Origin of the sequence: Bacillus sp. RAR_M1_44 (assembly GCF_020165935.1) — a bacterium.
Lineage (GTDB): Bacteria > Bacillota > Bacilli > Bacillales > Bacillaceae > Bacillus > Bacillus altitudinis.
The window spans coordinates 1,102,768-1,120,014 of record NZ_JAIUKX010000001.1 but is presented as its reverse complement, the minus strand read 5'-3'; the positions used below and the strand labels follow the sequence as shown (position 1 = coordinate 1,120,014).

15 protein-coding genes are annotated in these 17,247 nt (G+C 41.4%); 13 read left to right on the top strand and 2 right to left on the bottom strand.

The features are described 5' to 3' along the window. Nucleotides 1-74 precede the first annotated feature (74 nt). Nucleotides 75-1,304 (bottom strand): PucR family transcriptional regulator, encoded by a 1,230-nt coding sequence (locus tag LCD34_RS06170; RefSeq protein ID WP_025207915.1) that lies wholly within the window; start codon nt 1,302-1,304, stop codon nt 75-77. Between the two features lie 407 nt (nt 1,305-1,711). Between LCD34_RS06170 and LCD34_RS06165 the strand changes: the two genes are divergently transcribed. From LCD34_RS06165 to LCD34_RS06130, 8 genes are all read left to right on the top strand, one after another. After that, entirely contained in the window at nt 1,712-2,005 is a 294-nt protein-coding gene (locus tag LCD34_RS06165) for a WXG100 family type VII secretion target (protein WP_003213769.1), read from the top strand. 95 nt (nt 2,006-2,100) lie between these two features. Then, nucleotides 2,101-2,340 carry an EsaB/YukD family protein gene (locus LCD34_RS06160; protein WP_008345897.1) on the top strand — a complete coding sequence of 80 codons (240 nt, stop codon included), beginning with the start codon at nt 2,101-2,103 and terminating at the stop codon, nt 2,338-2,340. Between the two features lie 14 nt (nt 2,341-2,354). Then, a complete protein-coding gene (essB, locus tag LCD34_RS06155; protein ID WP_008345895.1) occupies nt 2,355-3,668 on the top strand; it encodes a type VII secretion protein EssB in 1,314 nt (437 codons plus the stop codon). A 51-nt stretch (nt 3,669-3,719) separates the two neighbouring features. Continuing rightward, a complete protein-coding gene (gene essC / locus LCD34_RS06150) occupies nt 3,720-8,195 on the top strand; it encodes a type VII secretion protein EssC (RefSeq protein ID WP_224558672.1) in 4,476 nt (1,491 codons plus the stop codon). After that, nucleotides 8,192-11,089 (top strand): type VII secretion protein EsaA, encoded by a 2,898-nt coding sequence (esaA, locus tag LCD34_RS06145; protein ID WP_224558671.1) that lies wholly within the window; start codon nt 8,192-8,194, stop codon nt 11,087-11,089. The genes essC and esaA overlap by 4 nt, the downstream gene beginning before the upstream one ends. Continuing rightward, nucleotides 11,070-11,567, top strand: coding sequence for a type VII secretion protein EssA (gene essA / locus LCD34_RS06140; RefSeq protein WP_138826364.1), 498 nt, complete (start codon nt 11,070-11,072; stop codon nt 11,565-11,567). The genes esaA and essA overlap by 20 nt, the downstream gene beginning before the upstream one ends. 97 nt (nt 11,568-11,664) lie before the next feature. Further along, complete coding sequence (locus LCD34_RS06135) at nt 11,665-12,408, top strand: (S)-benzoin forming benzil reductase (protein ID WP_224559376.1); 744 nt, start codon at nt 11,665-11,667, stop codon at nt 12,406-12,408. 144 nt (nt 12,409-12,552) lie between these two features. Next, nucleotides 12,553-13,086 (top strand): HD domain-containing protein, encoded by a 534-nt coding sequence (locus LCD34_RS06130; RefSeq protein WP_007500462.1) that lies wholly within the window; start codon nt 12,553-12,555, stop codon nt 13,084-13,086. On the opposite strand, the gene LCD34_RS06125 is transcribed toward LCD34_RS06130, so the two are convergent. Continuing rightward, nucleotides 13,083-14,567, bottom strand: coding sequence for an esterase/lipase family protein (locus LCD34_RS06125; protein ID WP_035389272.1), 1,485 nt, complete (start codon nt 14,565-14,567; stop codon nt 13,083-13,085). The genes LCD34_RS06130 and LCD34_RS06125 overlap by 4 nt on opposite strands. A gap of 180 nt (nt 14,568-14,747) precedes the next feature. Here LCD34_RS06125 and LCD34_RS06120 point away from each other — a divergent pair, with 180 nt between their 5' ends. The 5 genes from LCD34_RS06120 to LCD34_RS06100 all read left to right on the top strand — a co-directional run bounded on the left by LCD34_RS06120 (nt 14,748) and on the right by LCD34_RS06100 (nt 17,228). After that, a complete protein-coding gene (locus LCD34_RS06120; protein WP_003213721.1) occupies nt 14,748-14,984 on the top strand; it encodes a YuzF family protein in 237 nt (78 codons plus the stop codon). A 184-nt stretch (nt 14,985-15,168) separates the two neighbouring features. Then, nucleotides 15,169-16,272, top strand: coding sequence for an AI-2E family transporter (locus LCD34_RS06115; RefSeq protein ID WP_008345881.1), 1,104 nt, complete (start codon nt 15,169-15,171; stop codon nt 16,270-16,272). Between the two features lie 68 nt (nt 16,273-16,340). Further along, the gene (locus LCD34_RS06110) at nt 16,341-16,562 is read left to right on the top strand and encodes a spore germination protein (RefSeq protein ID WP_008345880.1); all 222 of its coding nucleotides are present in this window, start codon (nt 16,341-16,343) and stop codon (nt 16,560-16,562) included. A 101-nt stretch (nt 16,563-16,663) separates the two neighbouring features. Then, the gene (locus LCD34_RS06105) at nt 16,664-16,885 is read left to right on the top strand and encodes a spore germination protein (protein ID WP_008345878.1); all 222 of its coding nucleotides are present in this window, start codon (nt 16,664-16,666) and stop codon (nt 16,883-16,885) included. A gap of 94 nt (nt 16,886-16,979) precedes the next feature. Then, a complete protein-coding gene (locus tag LCD34_RS06100; RefSeq protein WP_008345876.1) occupies nt 16,980-17,228 on the top strand; it encodes a YueH family protein in 249 nt (82 codons plus the stop codon). Nucleotides 17,229-17,247: the final 19 nt, after the last annotated feature.

The following is a 17,247-nucleotide window of genomic DNA, read 5'->3' as shown; positions in this document are numbered from 1 at the left end:
GTCTAGTGTATCCTGAAAGTTTAGAAAATTCTTCGGTTGAATGAAAAAATTAAAAAACGCCTCTTTGTGAAATTTCACAAAGGGACGTTTTTTAGCTTCATATCAAGATAAATAGTCATTTTCTCATTCATGTTTTTTAAATCAATTTCTGCAATGTCCGTAATCCGCTTCAGTCTATAATTCAATGTGTTGATATGAATATTTAACTGCTTTGCGGCGATATTGGCGTTGCTGTCACAATCAATAAATCGTTCAAGGGTCTCGACGAGGTTGGAATGATGCCTGAGATCGTAATCCTCAAGCTTTGATAAAGAGTAACTGGAATAAGACGATCCCTTTCGTTTTTCTGCAAGCACATCTAAATATTGATAAATACCCAGTTCAGAAAAGCTGTTTAATCGTTCTGTTTCCACAGGAAAGCGTTCTTTTGTTTTTAAGACGGCCAGTGCTTCTTTATAGGATGGCTGAATATGAGTAATGTGATCGTAAATTCCACCAATGGCCGCCTGAACGTGATGGATCTGATACCGATCAGACAGCTGCTTTAGCATGCCGCTTGTGAATTGTTTAATATCTTGAAGCGGATGTTCTGTTTTTGGCGAGACAAGAATAATGAATTCGTTAAAATCAACAGTCGTTAACAGCACCTGCACTTGCTGCGTTGTTTCAAGCAGATAGGAGAGCTTCTTTTCCGTATCTTCTGTGAGTTCATCACGAAGGCGAAAGATAATAATGGCATACGTGTCTGGACATCTCATCCCAAGCCTCAAGAAGAGATCAAGCATCTCATCCTTTTCATGAATATGTCCTGTGAGCATCTTCCAAAATAGCTCCTGATTGCGTTCTTCTGTTTTCGTTTTTCGAATTTGTAAATTGAGTAATTTGTTTTTCACGGCATGTGCTGCCATCTTGAGAAGGTCCATTTCTTCATCTGAAAAAGGCTGCGTGGATTCAATTGCCCAGATAAAGCCGAGCACCTCTTTGTCTTTCCATATGGAAATGGCAACCCTGCTGGATAGACCGACTTCTGCAATTTGAGGTACGCGAAGCGGTTCATCTGTTTTAAGGAGTGTAGGAATGATACCGTCTTTCCAAAGCCGATTAATGACTTTTTCCGGTACACGGCGGGAGATAATGGTTGAAGTTCTGGCGGGATCAGTGAAATCATTATGTGTGCTATAGGCTAATAATCGATGATGAGTATCTTCTATAGTAATAGGGCAATTGAGCACATCACTAATTTGGTCTGCCACATCCTCTAAACGATCAAGGCTATACTTAAATGGATCTGTCTTTTTTGTCATAAAAAACCCCTGCTTTTTCGAATATTTCACGTACTTACATTATGAAGAGAATCAGGTACGTAAATCAACAAGAAAATGCCATAATCATTAAAAAAACAAAAAGCTTGAGAAATGAGCACATTGGTCATGCGTTGATCACAAAAAGAAATAGTACAATAATAATGTAGTAAAAAATCAATAGGCGGAAAGATTCATCGAAGTGCACGCCCTTTTATTAAGAATATATGACCAAAAAATTGTTAAATACTAGATAAAGAGCGAAAAAACAGTAATTCTATAGACTCATTTTGTAAAATAAAAACAGATTTGTTTGACTGTGTATCATTTCTGTTTTTATAATAATAACGTCAAAAAATAAGTGGATTAGCCCATTATATGGCGGCTATGCACGGGAGGTAATGAGGAATATGTCAGGAATTATTCGCGTAACCCCAGAAGAACTAAGAGCGACCGCTAAGCAATATGGTGTTGAAAGTCAAGAAGTGTTAAACCAAGTTGATCGTCTAAATAGAATGATCTCTGACCTAAAAGGAATGTGGGAAGGTGCTTCTAGTGAAGCATTCGCTGATCAATACGAACAGCTTAAACCTTCATTCATCAAAATGTCTGATCTATTAACAGATGTCAGCAATCAGCTTGATCAAACTGCAAATACACTTGAAAGCACTGACCAAGACATCGCTAGCCAAATCCGCGGCTAATCAAAGGGATTTCCTTTCTAAGTGTGAAAAGCAGAAAAAGCGCCGAGTCTGTCAGTTGATGCCGGCGCTCTTTCTATTTTGTGAGGTGGAAATTTGTGTATATCGATATTACCATCGACTTAAAAAACTATGATGGCAGTGTGTTTGATTTGAGACTATCAAATTATTTACATATTAAACAAGTCATCCATATCGCCTGGCAGGCAAAACAAATCTCACTACCTAAACGAGATGGCGGATGGGTGCGTGTAGTCAATAAGAAAGCTGTGTTTTCAGGCGAATATAAGCTGTCAGACTGTGGAATCACCACAGGAGACAGGCTGGAAATACTATGAAAGGACTTTTGTAAATGGCAGATAAAAAGAGTTCCTATTTAGAAGAACAATTAGAAGCAGTCATGAAAAAAGAGGAAGGCACTTACACCTTCATTTTTCAAAGAGAGACAATTAAACTCTTAGACGGTTTAGAAGCGGCACCGATTAAAGACATCAATCCTTCATTTAAAAAAGAGATCCAATTAACCGAAGGTGAGGTCATCATTTCGATTCAACCGCCTCCTGCCTATCAGGAATTTCGTTTCATCCATGCAAAGGATGAAAAAAGCAAATGGATTTTTTCATACCAGCTTGTCGATGCAGTGTGCAAACACGACGTGAAGCGGCTGCATCCTATTGTTTCTCCTGAAAACATTGTTTTTCATCAAGGCTTAGCGCCTGCATTTTTGCATTACGGGGTTAAAGAAAGCATCCCGCCATATGAAACCGACCAACATCGTCTGTTAAAAGAGGTCAAAGCCGTCATTCTTCGAGTGGTGGACCATGAATATCAGTTTCAAGAATATTTGGCTTATCATGATACGTTGAAATTATCTGAGCTGGCAAAGGAAATAAGTGATACACAGTCACTGGAAGAATTGTCTGCTTTGATTCAACAAAAAATAGAAGCCATCGAAGCAAAAGAAAAGACGCTCTTAACCATTCCAAAAAAGAAATGGAAGATCGAACGATACATTGGACTTGGTCTCCTTGTTCTTTTGATTCCTGCATTGGTGTATACCATTTACACGTTCTTTTTCGCCATGCCGAAACAAGAAGCGTATGTGGAAGCGAACAAATATTATCTCAACAAACAGTACAGCCAAGTGGTGGATACGCTCGAAAAATACAAAGCCGATCAAATGCCAGTCTCTCTTCAATATGAACTGGCCATTTCGTATGTGCAAACGAATCAAGGGAATCTATTGCTTGACCAGCACAAAAAAGAAATCACGGATACGTACACATTGCAGACAGACCCGCAATACTTCCTGTTCTGGATTCATATTGGACAAGGCAATAGCAAGGAAGCTCTGGATATTGCAAGGGTGCTCGGGGACGACCGATACATATTCACAGCACTCGTCGCCTACCGCAATGAAATTCAAAATGACGACAGCCTATCTGCTGAAGAAAAACAAAAACAGCTAGATCCAATCATTAAGGAAATGGCGAAGTATGAAGAAAAAGAAACAACGGAGACGAGCACCAATGACTCCTCAGATGCAAGCCAAACAGATGAAACAGCTGAACAAAAAGAGCAGTCAAAAGCCGATCAGGAGAAAAAAGAGAAAGAATCTGATGCAAAAAAGAAAACCTCTCAGACGAAAAAAGATGAGAAAAAATAATTCTTTCGATACAACTGACAGTTGGTGCTGTCCGATGAGGAGGTGGAGCGTTTGAGTCTTCTATGGGTTTTTTATGAGGAAGATTATCAAACCGTCCGTTTAGATGAGCAGTTCAATCGGGAAGCTGTGATTGGACCTGAAATAGAGCATACAGTAACGATTCCTTCCCTTTCGTTTGATGAAGGATTGATTCGTTTATCTCCAGATGAAACGAATGACGGCTTTTCTCTTTATCAGGGCGAAAAAAAGAAAGGTCACTTACTTCCACATGAACCATATCAGGTTGGTTCACTCACACTCATGTTGATGGATTCACATCATGATCAAACCATTTATTACCTAGGAAATAGAGTCGAAGTGACTATTTCAAGTGAAGAAATAGATGAAGCGGATGTGTGGAAAGAAGAAGCCCATTCAATGTTTCAAGATGCCAAATCCTTCACGTTGGAAAAAATAGAAGGCACTTGGTATGTGATTCCCCAAGATGAAACGATCTATGTGAACGGGAAACAGCTGCACGGTCCACAGCAGCTTCTTGCTGGAGATGAGCTGTTTTGGAACTTTTTGACGTTGTCATTGAAAGATGATGATTTATTGCAAGTAACAGCATTTGAACCATTTCAAACACGTTTAGAAAAAACAAGGCCGCCGAGTACCGAAACGAAACAAAAATATCCTTTATATAGACGAACACCACGTTTGATTTACGATCTGCCAGATGACCGGGTGTCTTTCAGCTTTCCTTCACAGGAGAGTGAAAATAACGGCAGAGGACTTTGGCTCGTGGTTCTTCCGCCGCTTGTCATGCTGATTGTCATGGGGATCGTGGCCCTTGTACAGCCGCGAGGCATCTTTATTGTCGTGTCGATGGCAATGTTTATTATGACGTTAATTACATCGTCCGTTCAATATTTTAAAGAGAAATCACAGCGCAAAAGACGAGAAGAGAAGCGGCAACGCGTTTACTCTCTTTACTTAGAAAATAAGCGGAAAGAGCTGCAAGAGCTGTATGACCGTCAACAATTTATTTTAACGTATCATTATCCATCATTTGAACAAATGAAATATTTGACGTCAGAAATTAGCGGGCGTATTTGGGAAAAGACGCTTGTCAGTGATGATTTTTTACAGCTGCGTCTAGGGACAGGTGCAGTTCCTTCAAGTTATGAATTATCGACGAGCGGCGGCGATATGGCCAATCGTGACATCGATGACTTAATGGAACAAACCCAGCATATGCAAAACGTCTATCGCGAGGTAAAAGATGTACCGATTACGTTCGGTCTTGCGGACGGTCCAACCGGATTAATAGGAAAACCAGCAATTGTCAAAAATGAGCTTCACCAGCTTGTCGGCCAGCTTGCTTTCTCGCACAGCTATCATGATTTGAGATTTGTTTTTATCTTTAATGAACAGGAGTATGAGAACTGGGAATGGATGAAATGGCTGCCGCACTTCCAACTTCCTCATACATACGGGAAAGGGTTTATATATAACGAACAAACACGTGATCAGCTCTTGTCTTCTATTTATGAAATTTTACGAGAGCGTGATCTGGAAGAGGAAAAAGAGAAGAAAATCTTTACGCCTCACTTTGTGTTTATCGTGACAAACCATGAACTCATTGCGGAACATGTGATTTTAGAATACCTAGAAGGCAGCCGGACGGATTTAGGCATCTCAATTATCTTTGCGGCAGAAACAAAGGAAAGCTTGGCTGAAAATATTTCAACGCTTGTTCGTTACATTAACGAAGAAGAAGGAGATATTCTCATTCAGCATAAGAAGGCCGTACGAATTCCATTTCAGCTGGATGCACATGAGCGAGCGGACAATGAGCTGTTTGCCAGAACCTTAAGAACATTAGATCATCAAGTCGGGATGACCAACTCGATTCCAGAAACGGTCTCCTTCCTTGACCTGTTTCATGCCAAACAGGTAGATGACATTGGCATTCGTGAAAAATGGCTGACATCTGAAACAGCAAAGTCATTATCTGTGCCTATCGGTTATAAAGGAAAAAACGATATTGTCGATCTGAATCTGCATGAAAAAGCACATGGCCCACATGGTCTGTTAGCAGGAACAACGGGATCAGGAAAAAGTGAGTTTTTACAGACGTATATTTTATCCTTGGCTGTACACTTTCACCCTCATGAAGTGGCGTTCCTGCTTATTGATTACAAAGGAGGCGGAATGGCGCAGCCGTTCCGAAATATTCCGCACTTACTTGGTACGATCACAAACATTGAAGGTAGCAAAAACTTTAGTGAAAGAGCACTTGCCTCTATTAAAAGTGAACTGAAGAAAAGACAGCGCTTGTTTGATCAGTATCATGTGAATCATATCAATGACTATACGAAACTCTATAAAGAGAAAAAGGCGGAACAGGCGATGCCTCATTTGTTCTTAATCTCTGATGAGTTTGCTGAATTAAAAAGTGAAGAGCCAGATTTTATTAGAGAGCTTGTCAGTGCCGCGCGGATTGGACGAAGTCTCGGTGTCCATCTCATTTTAGCGACACAAAAGCCCGGCGGGGTCATTGATGATCAAATTTGGAGTAACTCCCGCTTTAAGGTCGCATTAAAGGTACAAGATGCATCAGACAGTAAGGAAATTTTGAAAAATAGTGATGCAGCGTCAATTACCGTGACAGGTCGTGGATATTTACAAGTGGGGAACAATGAAATCTATGAATTATTCCAGTCGGCTTGGAGCGGTGCACCGTATATGGAAGATGGCTACGGATCAGAAGATGACATTGCTATTGTAACGGACACTGGACTAATCCCATTATCAGGGGTAAGTACAGAGCCAGCAGTGAAAAAAGAGACAGTGACGGAAATTTCCGCTGTTGTGGATGAAATTGAACGTATGCAGCAGGAGCTTGGAATTGAAAAGCTTCCGAGTCCATGGCTTCCACCGCTTGAAGAGCGGATTCCAAAAACACGTTATGCATCAAGTGAAGAGCACGTTTTCCATTTTGCTCTTGTCGATGAGCCAGATCAGCAAAGCCAGCATCCACTTTCTTATCAAATGATGGAGGATGGAAATATTGGCATCTTCGGTTCATCCGGCTACGGCAAATCACTTGCTGCAACAACACTGCTTATGAGCTTCGCAGAAAGATATTCACCTGAAGAATGGCATGCATATATTTATGACTTCGGTAACGGCACCTTGCTACCGCTTGCCAAACTTCCGCATACGGCTGATTATTTCTTAATGGATCAAATGAGGAAGATTCAAAAGTCGATGAAGCGCCTTCGTGAAGAGGTTGAATATCGCAAGCGTTTATTTAGACAGCAGGAAATGAGTCATATCAAAATGTACAATGCGCTGAATGAGAAAAAGCTTCCATTCATATTTATCGTGATTGACAACTTTGACATTGTGAAAGACGAAATGCATGAACTCGAATCTGAATTTATTCAGTTAAGCCGTGATGGACAATCGTTAGGTATTTATTTCTTAATCACAGCGACTCGTGTCAACGCAGTCCGTCAATCTCTTATGAACAACTTGAAAACAAAGATTGTCCATTACTTAATGGATCAAGGAGAGGCATACTCCATTATTGGCAGACCGAAATTCAGCTTAGAGCCGATTCCAGGACGAGTCATTATCAACAAAGAAGAGCTTTACTTTGCCCAAATGTTCCTGCCAGTTGAAGGAGAGAATGATCTCGAATTGTTTGAGCATTTAAAACAAGAGATCCAGCTTCTAGATGCTCGCTTTGAATCAGCTGAAAAACCAAAACCTGTGCCGATGCTTCCTGATAAGCTGACTGCTCATGAGCTTGAGAGTCGTTTAGATGATCAAAAGCAGCCATATGACATTCCAGTAGGACTGGACGAGGAATCTGTGGCACCTGTTTACTTTGACTTGAAGAAGAATAAACACTGCCTCATCATCGGTCAAACGCAGCGAGGGAAAACAAATGTGACCAAACTGATGCTTGATCAGCTATTAGTAGCAAAACCTGAGAAGCTGGCCGTCTTTGATTCGATTGATCGGGGGCTCTCTCATTATGCAAAAGAAGAGAACATTGATTACCTTGAAACAAAGGATGATATCACAGAATGGGCAGAGGAAATAGATCGTTTATTCAAGGTGCGTGAAGAGATGTACGTCGAAGCTGTGCGCCGAGGAGAGACTGATCAGTTGTCGTTCTCTCAAATTGTGCTTGTGATTGATGGCATTACGCGTTTTCAGCAGACAATCGATCCGCGTCTTCAAGATCAATTGGCTGATTTCATGAAGTCATATGCACACTTAGGCTTCAGCTTGATCGCATCAGGGAATCATACCGAATTCAGTAAAGGCTATGATGCACTCACAAACGAAATCAAACAGGTTCGTCATGCCATGTTACTGATGAAAAAATCAGAGCAAAACATCATACCGCTTCCGTATGCAAGACAAGAACCAGAGATTCAGCCAGGTTTCGGATATTTGGTTGAAAACGGGAAAGAGAAGAAAATCCAGGTTCCTTTATGTGCGGTAGAAAGGAAGAGTGTTCAATGACAGAGCAGCAAAAAAGCTCCATCAAAATCGTGTCGACCATGATACTGATTCTCGTCTTGCCGGTTCTATTTTTCCATCTCATTGGGGATGATCCGGCAAAACAGAAAAAGAATGCCACACGTAACATTGCCGTGGTCAATGAGGATATGGGGGCGAGCGAAAGTGAAAATACCGCTCGTTTCGGACAGGATGTGGTGGCGGCATTATCAGAGCGTCCAGATTACACATGGACAGTCGTCAATCGAAGTGCGGCAGAAAATGGACTGAAAAATAGAAAGTACGATGCAGTTCTCTATATTCCATCTGACTTCTCTAAAAATGTGCTGAGCTATGATAAGGATCATCCTGAGAAGGCATCTATCCAATTCTCAATCCAAGATCAGCTCAATGCAGTGAATAAAGAAAAAGTACAAAGAGAGTTAGAAAATGCTCAAAAGAAAATGAATGAACAAATGTCGACTTTATATTGGAGTTTTGTATCACAGGAAATAGGCAATGTCAGAGAAGAGTTTGATCATATTGTTGGCAAAGAGGTCGAATTCCAAAACACGATGTACAACTTCTATAAGCCAAATTCAAACAAACTATCTGATGCCGTCCAGCAGCAGAAGAAACAAATAGAAGAACTAAAAAATGCGATGGCCGATTCACAAAAGCAGTATAAAGACGGTTTAAGTACAACAGAAGAAGCGAAAAGCCAGCTGAAGGATTTCGTAAAAGTAGTCGATCAATATCAGCAGTATCAAGACAAACAAAAGGATCTCTTGATCAAAGCGCAATCGACAAGTAAAAAACAAATCCAGCAAGGACTCAAACAGCTTGCAGAGATTCAAAACCAAAATGCCCGCAGCTTTAGCGATCAAATGGGCGGACTCAAAACCGACATCAATGGGGTCCAAAGTCAGCTTAAAACAACGGACAGCGCAATTCAATCTGTTCAAAAGGCAAGAGAAGACGCAATCCCTAAGCAATCGTCGGGATTAAAGGAACTTGTGAAGACGTCTCAAGAAGAACTGTTGAAGGATTATGAAGGTCAATACTTAGAGGCCTATAAAAGTAAGATCATCGCCTTGCAGAATAAGCTAGAAGCAAAAAGGCAAGAGCTAATGAACGCGCCCGAGCAGCCAGTTGATCCTGATGATGACGGGCAATCAGATCAAGATAACGAGAACCCAGAAGAGATTGGCATTAACTTAGATGATGAAACAAATGAACTCTCGCAAATTTCATCGGAAATGAACGATCTAGCTGATCAATTAGAAGATCAGACTGCACCTCCTACTAATGAAGATGATAAAGAGAGTGAAAATGGTCAGGATGCTGTTCAGCCAGATAACAGCGGCACGAATCAATCAAAAGACGACCTAAAAGCACTGTCTAATCGTTTAGAAGAAGTGAAAAAGAAGATTCAAGAAAAAGCGGCCGCTCATAACGACCAATTGAAAGACAAAGTAAGTCAAATGAGTAAGGAGCTTGAAAGCCTCACGAAAAAAGTAGAGAAGCTTGAAAAGATGATTCTAAGGTTACAAGATCGATATAACGTCATTCCGAATGAAATCAAAAATCAGGAATCCTCTATTTTAAACAAAGTGCAAGAGCTGAAACGAGTAAACTCGCCGATTGGCAACACTGTGAATACGAAAATATTTGATCAAGAGTTTAAAACAAATTCAACAAGCACCAAAAAGTTAATGGAATACTCCAATCAACTTTCTCAGCTAGAGATGATGCTTGGGAATCTATATCAACCAACAAACAACTCATCTCTACTAGACACAAAAGGAGATGAAATCCAGTCCATCCTTTCCATCAAAAAAGAAGAAACGGAAAACTGGGATACACTCAAAAATCAAATGCTGACGTCAAATGATGATGTGTCTACCTTTATTGATGAGATGCAAAAATTCTCAGATGGCTACGCAGAATACATTTCGACTCAGCAGGCAAGCATGGAACAGGAGTTAAATGCCATTTCTGAAAGTGCGGACACAGTAGCTGAACAAATGGCTGATCAAGGAGATGCGGTGTATACGGCAGACCTTGCGGGCAGTTCGATTGTTGTGAGTGCACAGGATTCAATTGGTCAGGAAGTGCTTCGTCTTTCTGAAAATATGAGTTCGTTAACCGACCGCCAAAAAGGGGTGGCGGATTATACGAATAACATTGAAGAAAGTGTCACAACCGTTCAAGAAAAAGCAGATACCCTGAACGAAAACTGGAGTAAGAATGTCAATTCTACAAAGCTTGTTCAACAAGATTTAAAGGGTATTTTAGGCAACACTTTAGACGATCAAGGCAACAGCAACTATGTGTATAACCATTTAGCCAATCCGCTGAAAATTAGCGGCGATGTGCCAGAAGAAAAAACGCAGACTGTACCGCCAGTAGTCATTTTGGTTATTGTCATGATCAGCAGTTTGTTGATTGGCTTTTTTAGCTCGTACTATGCGTCAGCGCCAATGCTGGTCAAAGGTGCACTGTTTGGTATTTTAAATCTGTTAGTCGGGCTCATGATCAGCCTGTTTGGACTCAACATTTACAAACTAGCTGATGACCAAGCCATTCAATGGTCCATCTTTACGATTTTGCTGCTAGTGGCATGCTCTGCCTTTATTCGCACAGCTTTCCTTTTCGGTTCAATTGCCGGATGGATGGCAGCAACGGCGCTTATATTCTTCTTTGTTGCACCGTTAATTGATTTGGTCATGCCAAACTTCCATTTTACAAATCCAGTGACAGACGTGTATCTGTCCATCCAATATGGAAATGGAGACAACTTCGGTATGGGCATCACAGGGCTACTGATTTTAACGATATTGTTCATGGTCATTCCACTAGTGAAGAAGCTATGGAAAGACAAAACAGAGGAACGTGATGTCACTCATGAGGCTTAATCTATTCGTCAAAGGGATGGCACTTGGTGTCATATCCCTTTTTCTCCTCAGTCCTGCTGCTTTTGCTGCTACAGGTGAAGATACGGATACGAATGTCAAGCCGAATGAATATCAAGAAAAGAACCTCAATATTAATTCGAGTATATTGAGGGATCAAACGAAATACGAACAAAGCAAAACAACATCTAAAGTCAAAACGGACATTCACTTTGCTGACCCGCCTAAGACCTCTGGTGGTCAACTTTCGCCGCAAATTTTTAGTGATCTGAAAGACAATCCGCCTAAAACGCCAGCTCGTATGATGAAAGAGATGAATATCTCTTTCAGCGATTCGGCTGTATCAACTCCTTCTGGCGATGATCATGAAAAGCAGAGATCGGCGCTTCTGCCAATCATTTTTGGCATCTTGATCGCCTTTGGCATCATTGTCATGAGCATTCTGATTCCAAAGGTGAATGTGAAGACGGAAAAGAAATAGCCTGCCTTTTGAAAAGGGCAGGCTTTTCTTTATGCAGATTGCTTGATGTGATACCGATTCACTATTTAAAATAGTGTTATCAAGGGAGGAGATTGTCATTCGAATTTCAATCGTCACAGGCGGATCAAAAGGATTTGGTTTAGCACTTGTCAAACAGCTACTTTCACGTGGGGATAACGTGTATACCGCTGCAAGAAGTGAGTCGCCACTATCCCACCCACACCTCACGCATTCACAGGTTGATCTCACTGATGAGGAATCGGCTGCAAAGTGGCTTCAGGGCATCTTGTCCTCGCAAACTCTCGCAGACGCTGATGACGTCTTGCTTGTCAATAATGCAGGAATGGTGACTCCTATCAAACGTGCAGGGCAAGGCGGAGAAGATACGCTTCATCAGCATTATACGCTGAACCTTGTCATCCCTGTTTTGCTCAGTCACGTGTTTGTGAGGGAGACACAATCTCTTGAAGGGAAGAAAACCATCGTGCATCTTTCTTCTGGGGCAGCTAAAAACCCGTACAAAGGATGGAGTGCCTATTGCAGTTCAAAAGCAGGGCTTGATATGTTTATGAGGACTTTACATGAGGAACAGCAGGACGAAACATATCCTGTCACCACGTTTTCCTTTTCACCCGGTACGATTGATACGGATATGCAGGGAGAGATTCGGAAATCCTCCAAACAGGACTTTGAACAAATTGAGCGGTTTCAGCAATTACATGAAACAGGCACGCTAAAGAGCCCAGATGAAGTGGCCGGTATTTTACTCGACCTTCTAGCAGATGACCCAGCTGGCGGTTGTGTATACGATGCCCGTGAGTATGAAAAAAAGCAGTCATAACGGCTGCTTTTTTCGTATTGTACAAGCAAAGACAGCTTATCGAGCATAAGCTAATTTTGAGACTCATCGGAAATATGACAGAACATTTGAGTTTCTTTTCAGAATATGTTAGGATGCTAAAAATATAGATAAGGAGGGGTTTCCATGAGAAAGGTTACATTAATGGATGTTTACACCCATCCAGTCGCTCAAAAATATTTAAATCGTTCAGGAAAAGCCCACGCCATTGCTTGTGCTTATCACGCATTCAAACTGGCGATGCAGGCGGGGATTAACCCGGATCTTGCTGTGAAAGCAGCACTCTTGCATGACATCGGCCACTATGAATGGTATACAGCAGGCGGAGAATGGGATTACGAGACATATAGACGAAATGATATTCATGCCATTAAAGGGGCAGAGCGGGCACATAAACTGCTCATACGGCTCGGCGAGGAACCAAAAGCAGCCAAAGAGATTGCCCTTGCGATTTTGCTTCACACAGATTCATATTTGCCAGAGGGCGACCTGCATAAGGACACACTCCAGCAAATTGTGAAGAAAGCAGATGAAATGGACGAAGAGCCTGGTGGACACCATCATTACAGACAAATAGATGAATCACTTGCGCTTAAAAAAATTGCTGATTTGGATGAGAAGGTGCAGCAGGCGCTTCAGCCCATGAAACGCTCTGTTTAATATGGAATATCTCCATGAATCGTTCCGTGCTGATCCACATACAATGTGCGGATCACAGTACGGTTAAATGCCGATGTCCCTGACGCAGTGAGACCTGTGTAATGAACCGTGACGGAATAAGCACCTTCTTTTTTCAATTGAACGGCTGATGAAGAGCTCGTTTTCAGTGGATGATCCTTCTCGGCATCTTTAAAATAAGTGGTCTCTACAGTTTTGCTTAATCGTTTAATCAGCTTGCTCGAATGTGTCGATGCATCTCCTGATTTCGCTGCAGCGATTTTGATTTCTTCATTCAATGGTGAATCAAAGGATACAAGTAGCAAATAAGGATCCTTTTTTCCTGAATTTGATCGAATCGTCCATTTTCCTGGAACGGGTTTATTGATTTGCACATGGTGTGAATAGGCGCCTTCATATGGGAATGATGATTCGGATGTCGTCAAATTGGTTAAAACATCTCCATTTGGCGCAACGATTTCCGGATTGGCTTCCTGTCTTTCATTTAACCACTGAATCGATAGGCCATTCGTTCCTTCCTCTACATAGAACGCTTCTGTTTTATCCTTTTCACTTTCTCCACCTTTCACATAAACGTTTGTATTTAGCTCCGAAGAAACTGGTTCTTGCTCTTGTTCGTCTTCACTTTCAGCGCTTGCGGTACTTGCACGCAGCTGTGCCTGAAATACAGGGAACATGCTTGTGCCGTTTTTGATCGAAAAGTGATCCCACTTTCCTGTTAAAATATTGTTTGCATATGCTAGCTTTGTGCTGCTGACCGTCACAGCGCCATCGTTTGCACCAAAGCTTTTTAAATACATGCCGCCTAAATAAAGCACTCCGCCAAAGGTTCCCCAATCTGAACCAGAATAGGTTACATACTTATGAGGGAACGTCTCCAGCTGGTCGGTTTCACTTCGAAAAGCTGCCATCATCCCGGTTTGCAGAGAATAGAGCGCGTCGCTCTTTTGTCCAAGGATTTGCGCAAGCCAGCTTCCGCCTTTGCTATAGGCTAAGTCCGCAAGCGGCGTCCCATAGTGTGGAGAGCCAAGTGTGATGACTTTCTCTACATATGGATGAGCGTTGTAATACACGAGGGCAGCCTGCGTATCCACTCCGCCTTTACTATGACCGATTACGATCAGTTTTCTGCCGAAAAATTCATAGATTTCTTTTAACTTTTCTGCTAATAGTTTCCCATTCTTTTTCATGTCCTGATCTGGATACAAATCTATGAACGCGCTTTCGTATCCGTTCAGAACAGCTTGTTTTGCCATATCGTTTCGATCAGACCATGTGGAGGAAGAACTGTTTATGCCATGAACAAAAACAAGTGGGGGTTTTGACAGGTCTTTTTGTACCGGTTCTTCTCCTTTAAACCACTTCCCTGGTGTACCAGGTGCATCTCCAATTGTGCCTGCGTGCGCATAACTTGCAGAGGATAGTAAGAGCATGACAGCAACGATACAGATTAATTTTTTCAAGATCATTCACCTCTTCAAATAATTTAAGATGTTGGCAGCACCAATCTATTATACTTCTAAAAATTGTAAAAAAATACGAAATGTAAAAATACGGTAATAATGTTGTGGGTTTGCTGAGTGACACTCACATGGGTCATTGCATACGCTGTGGGTAAATACACAAGTAAAGGGGCAGGTAGCATGGCACAACAAGGAAGTCCACAGCTTGTTTCATTAGTTGATCCATATGTTTATCAAACATTGCAGAAAGTAGTCGGTATGAGATTGATTGTTCAAACAGTGAAAGATACAGTACGTGGAAAGTTGAAGGAAGTGATGCCGGATCATATTGTGATTGAGGCGGGGGCAAAATCAGTGTTTTATGTGCGGATCCAGCAAATCGTGTCGGTGATGCCTGATCACAGTGAAAGAGTGTAGCAAGCAGACGCACAGGTGTCTGCTTTTTTCAATGCTTACAGAATGTATATCTGGAAAAAGTGCATGATATACCAATTGTTCTTTTTTTTTCAAAAAATATGGTTCTAAAACAAGAAGCAGTTGACAGAAGGTGGGTTGAATAGTAGTTTTTTAATAAGGTCAATACGTAACAGGAGGAGCATCTTTGTTAAAATCTAAAGTTCATTTTTGGACATTCCAAATATTACTGGTTTTACTGATTGTGTATGTATCAACAAAAGTTTCATTTTTATTTCAGCCGATCATTTTATTTGCTTCAACGTTGTTTGTTCCTATTTTACTGGCAGGTATTCTCTTTTTCATCTTTAATCCGATTGTTCGATTTTTGTCGAAGAAGATACCTAGGACGCTCGCCATTCTGATTATTTATCTCCTATTCATCGGGCTTATCACGTTTGTTGTCAATGCTGCTGGACCTGTCATTGTCACGCAGGTGGGTGGACTTGTCAAAAGCTTCCCGGGGTATGTCACGGACATGCAGAAATTTATCAACGACTTCTCGCATTCTAAAACATTTACGTGGATGATGAACCAAGATTATGTGTCTGTTTCGAAGTTTGAACAGTCGATCGTTTCGACATTAAAAGATTTACCGGAAAATATTGCTTCCAGTATGTCGGCGGTGTTTGGCGTGATTGCGAATATTGCCCTCGCTGTCATTACCGTTCCATTCATTTTATTTTACATGCTAAAAGACGGGCATAAGTTTCCGGACAAGCTCGTTCAATTTTTGCCAATGCCTTACCGTAAGGAAGGATTGAAGATTTTTAAAGAATTAAACGATACGCTTGCTGCTTACATACAAGGGCAAATCGTTGTTTGTTTATTTGTCGGAGTTGCTTGTTTTATCGGATACTTATTAATTGGTGTGAAATATGCGCTCATTCTCGGCATCATTATTGCGGTGACAAACGTCATTCCATATCTTGGGCCGTATCTTGGTGCGGCACCAGCTGTGCTCATTGCTTTTCTTGATTCGCCTGGAAAAGCGGTTGTGACTGTTATTGTCATTCTTGTTGTTCAGCAGATCGATGGAAACGTCATTTCTCCATTGATCATTGGAAAACGTCTCAACACACATCCGTTAACAATTATCTTGCTATTAATTGGGGCAGGAAGTTTTGGCGGAATCCTTGGCATGATTTTTGCCGTTCCTGTCTATGCGCTGCTGAAAGCCATCACACTCAATATTGTCAGATTGGTTCAGCTGCGTCAGCGCTCTCGAAAAGAACAACATCTAAACGTTTAGGGCAGATGCACAACTTTTCCCTTTTTGCATAACATAACTCACATAAGCGAATAGGGAGGAGAAGGAAGATGCCTGCGATTGTTGGACCCATCCATATTGAGTCTTTAGGCGGAAACGGCTCGGCTACTTTTGGTGACGTTCTCGCCATTGCCCCTTTGGCTGTAGATCACTCGACCGGTGGAGCGGGCGCTTTTAATTCAGGTGATTATATGTCCCTGACAAGCGATCCGAATGCCACCATGCTTTGGGACTTTACACTGTTTGGCCAGCCTCAATCATTTAATGCATAAAAGACAGCTGATCATATGACATATCAGCTGTCTTTTTTATGTTGTATAGACACGTATTGTTCCGCTAGGCATATGATGAGGGTAGTAAAGGTGGTGGAAAGATGCCAGCAATTGTTGGACCCATTCATATTGACCGTGTCATAGGAAACGGTTCTGCACATTTCGGCGATGTGTTTGCCATTTCGCCAAAAAGTGTGGATCATTCCGCTGGTGGTTCAGGCACCTATAATGCAGGAGACTTTGTTCAATTTTTCAACAATCCGAACGTCACATTTGTTTGGGATTCAAACCTCATCAGCCAGCAAAAGAGCTTTAACGCATAGCCAGCTTTGAAAGGGTCTCCTTTTCAGAAGCTGTCTTTTTTTATGGTACAATGGATAGAAGAAGGAAGAAGAAAAAGGGGGGAAAACACATCAAATGAAAATAAGAAAAGCGCATCTGACAAGCGGGCAACCAACAACCTACAATGTATATTTACATGAAAATAAAAAAGAATATAAAACGCTTGTCGCTGTACCTGACATGGAATGGAGTATTTCTATTGCGTATGAAGACGAAAAAACGCAGCTTGAGCAAGCACTAGAACAATCTTTAAACAAAAGAGTAGAAATAGACGAAGCCCGTGAACTTGCACAAAAAATTGTGCACTGGGTCACAGAAATGTAAATTCAGAAACCAGGAGTGA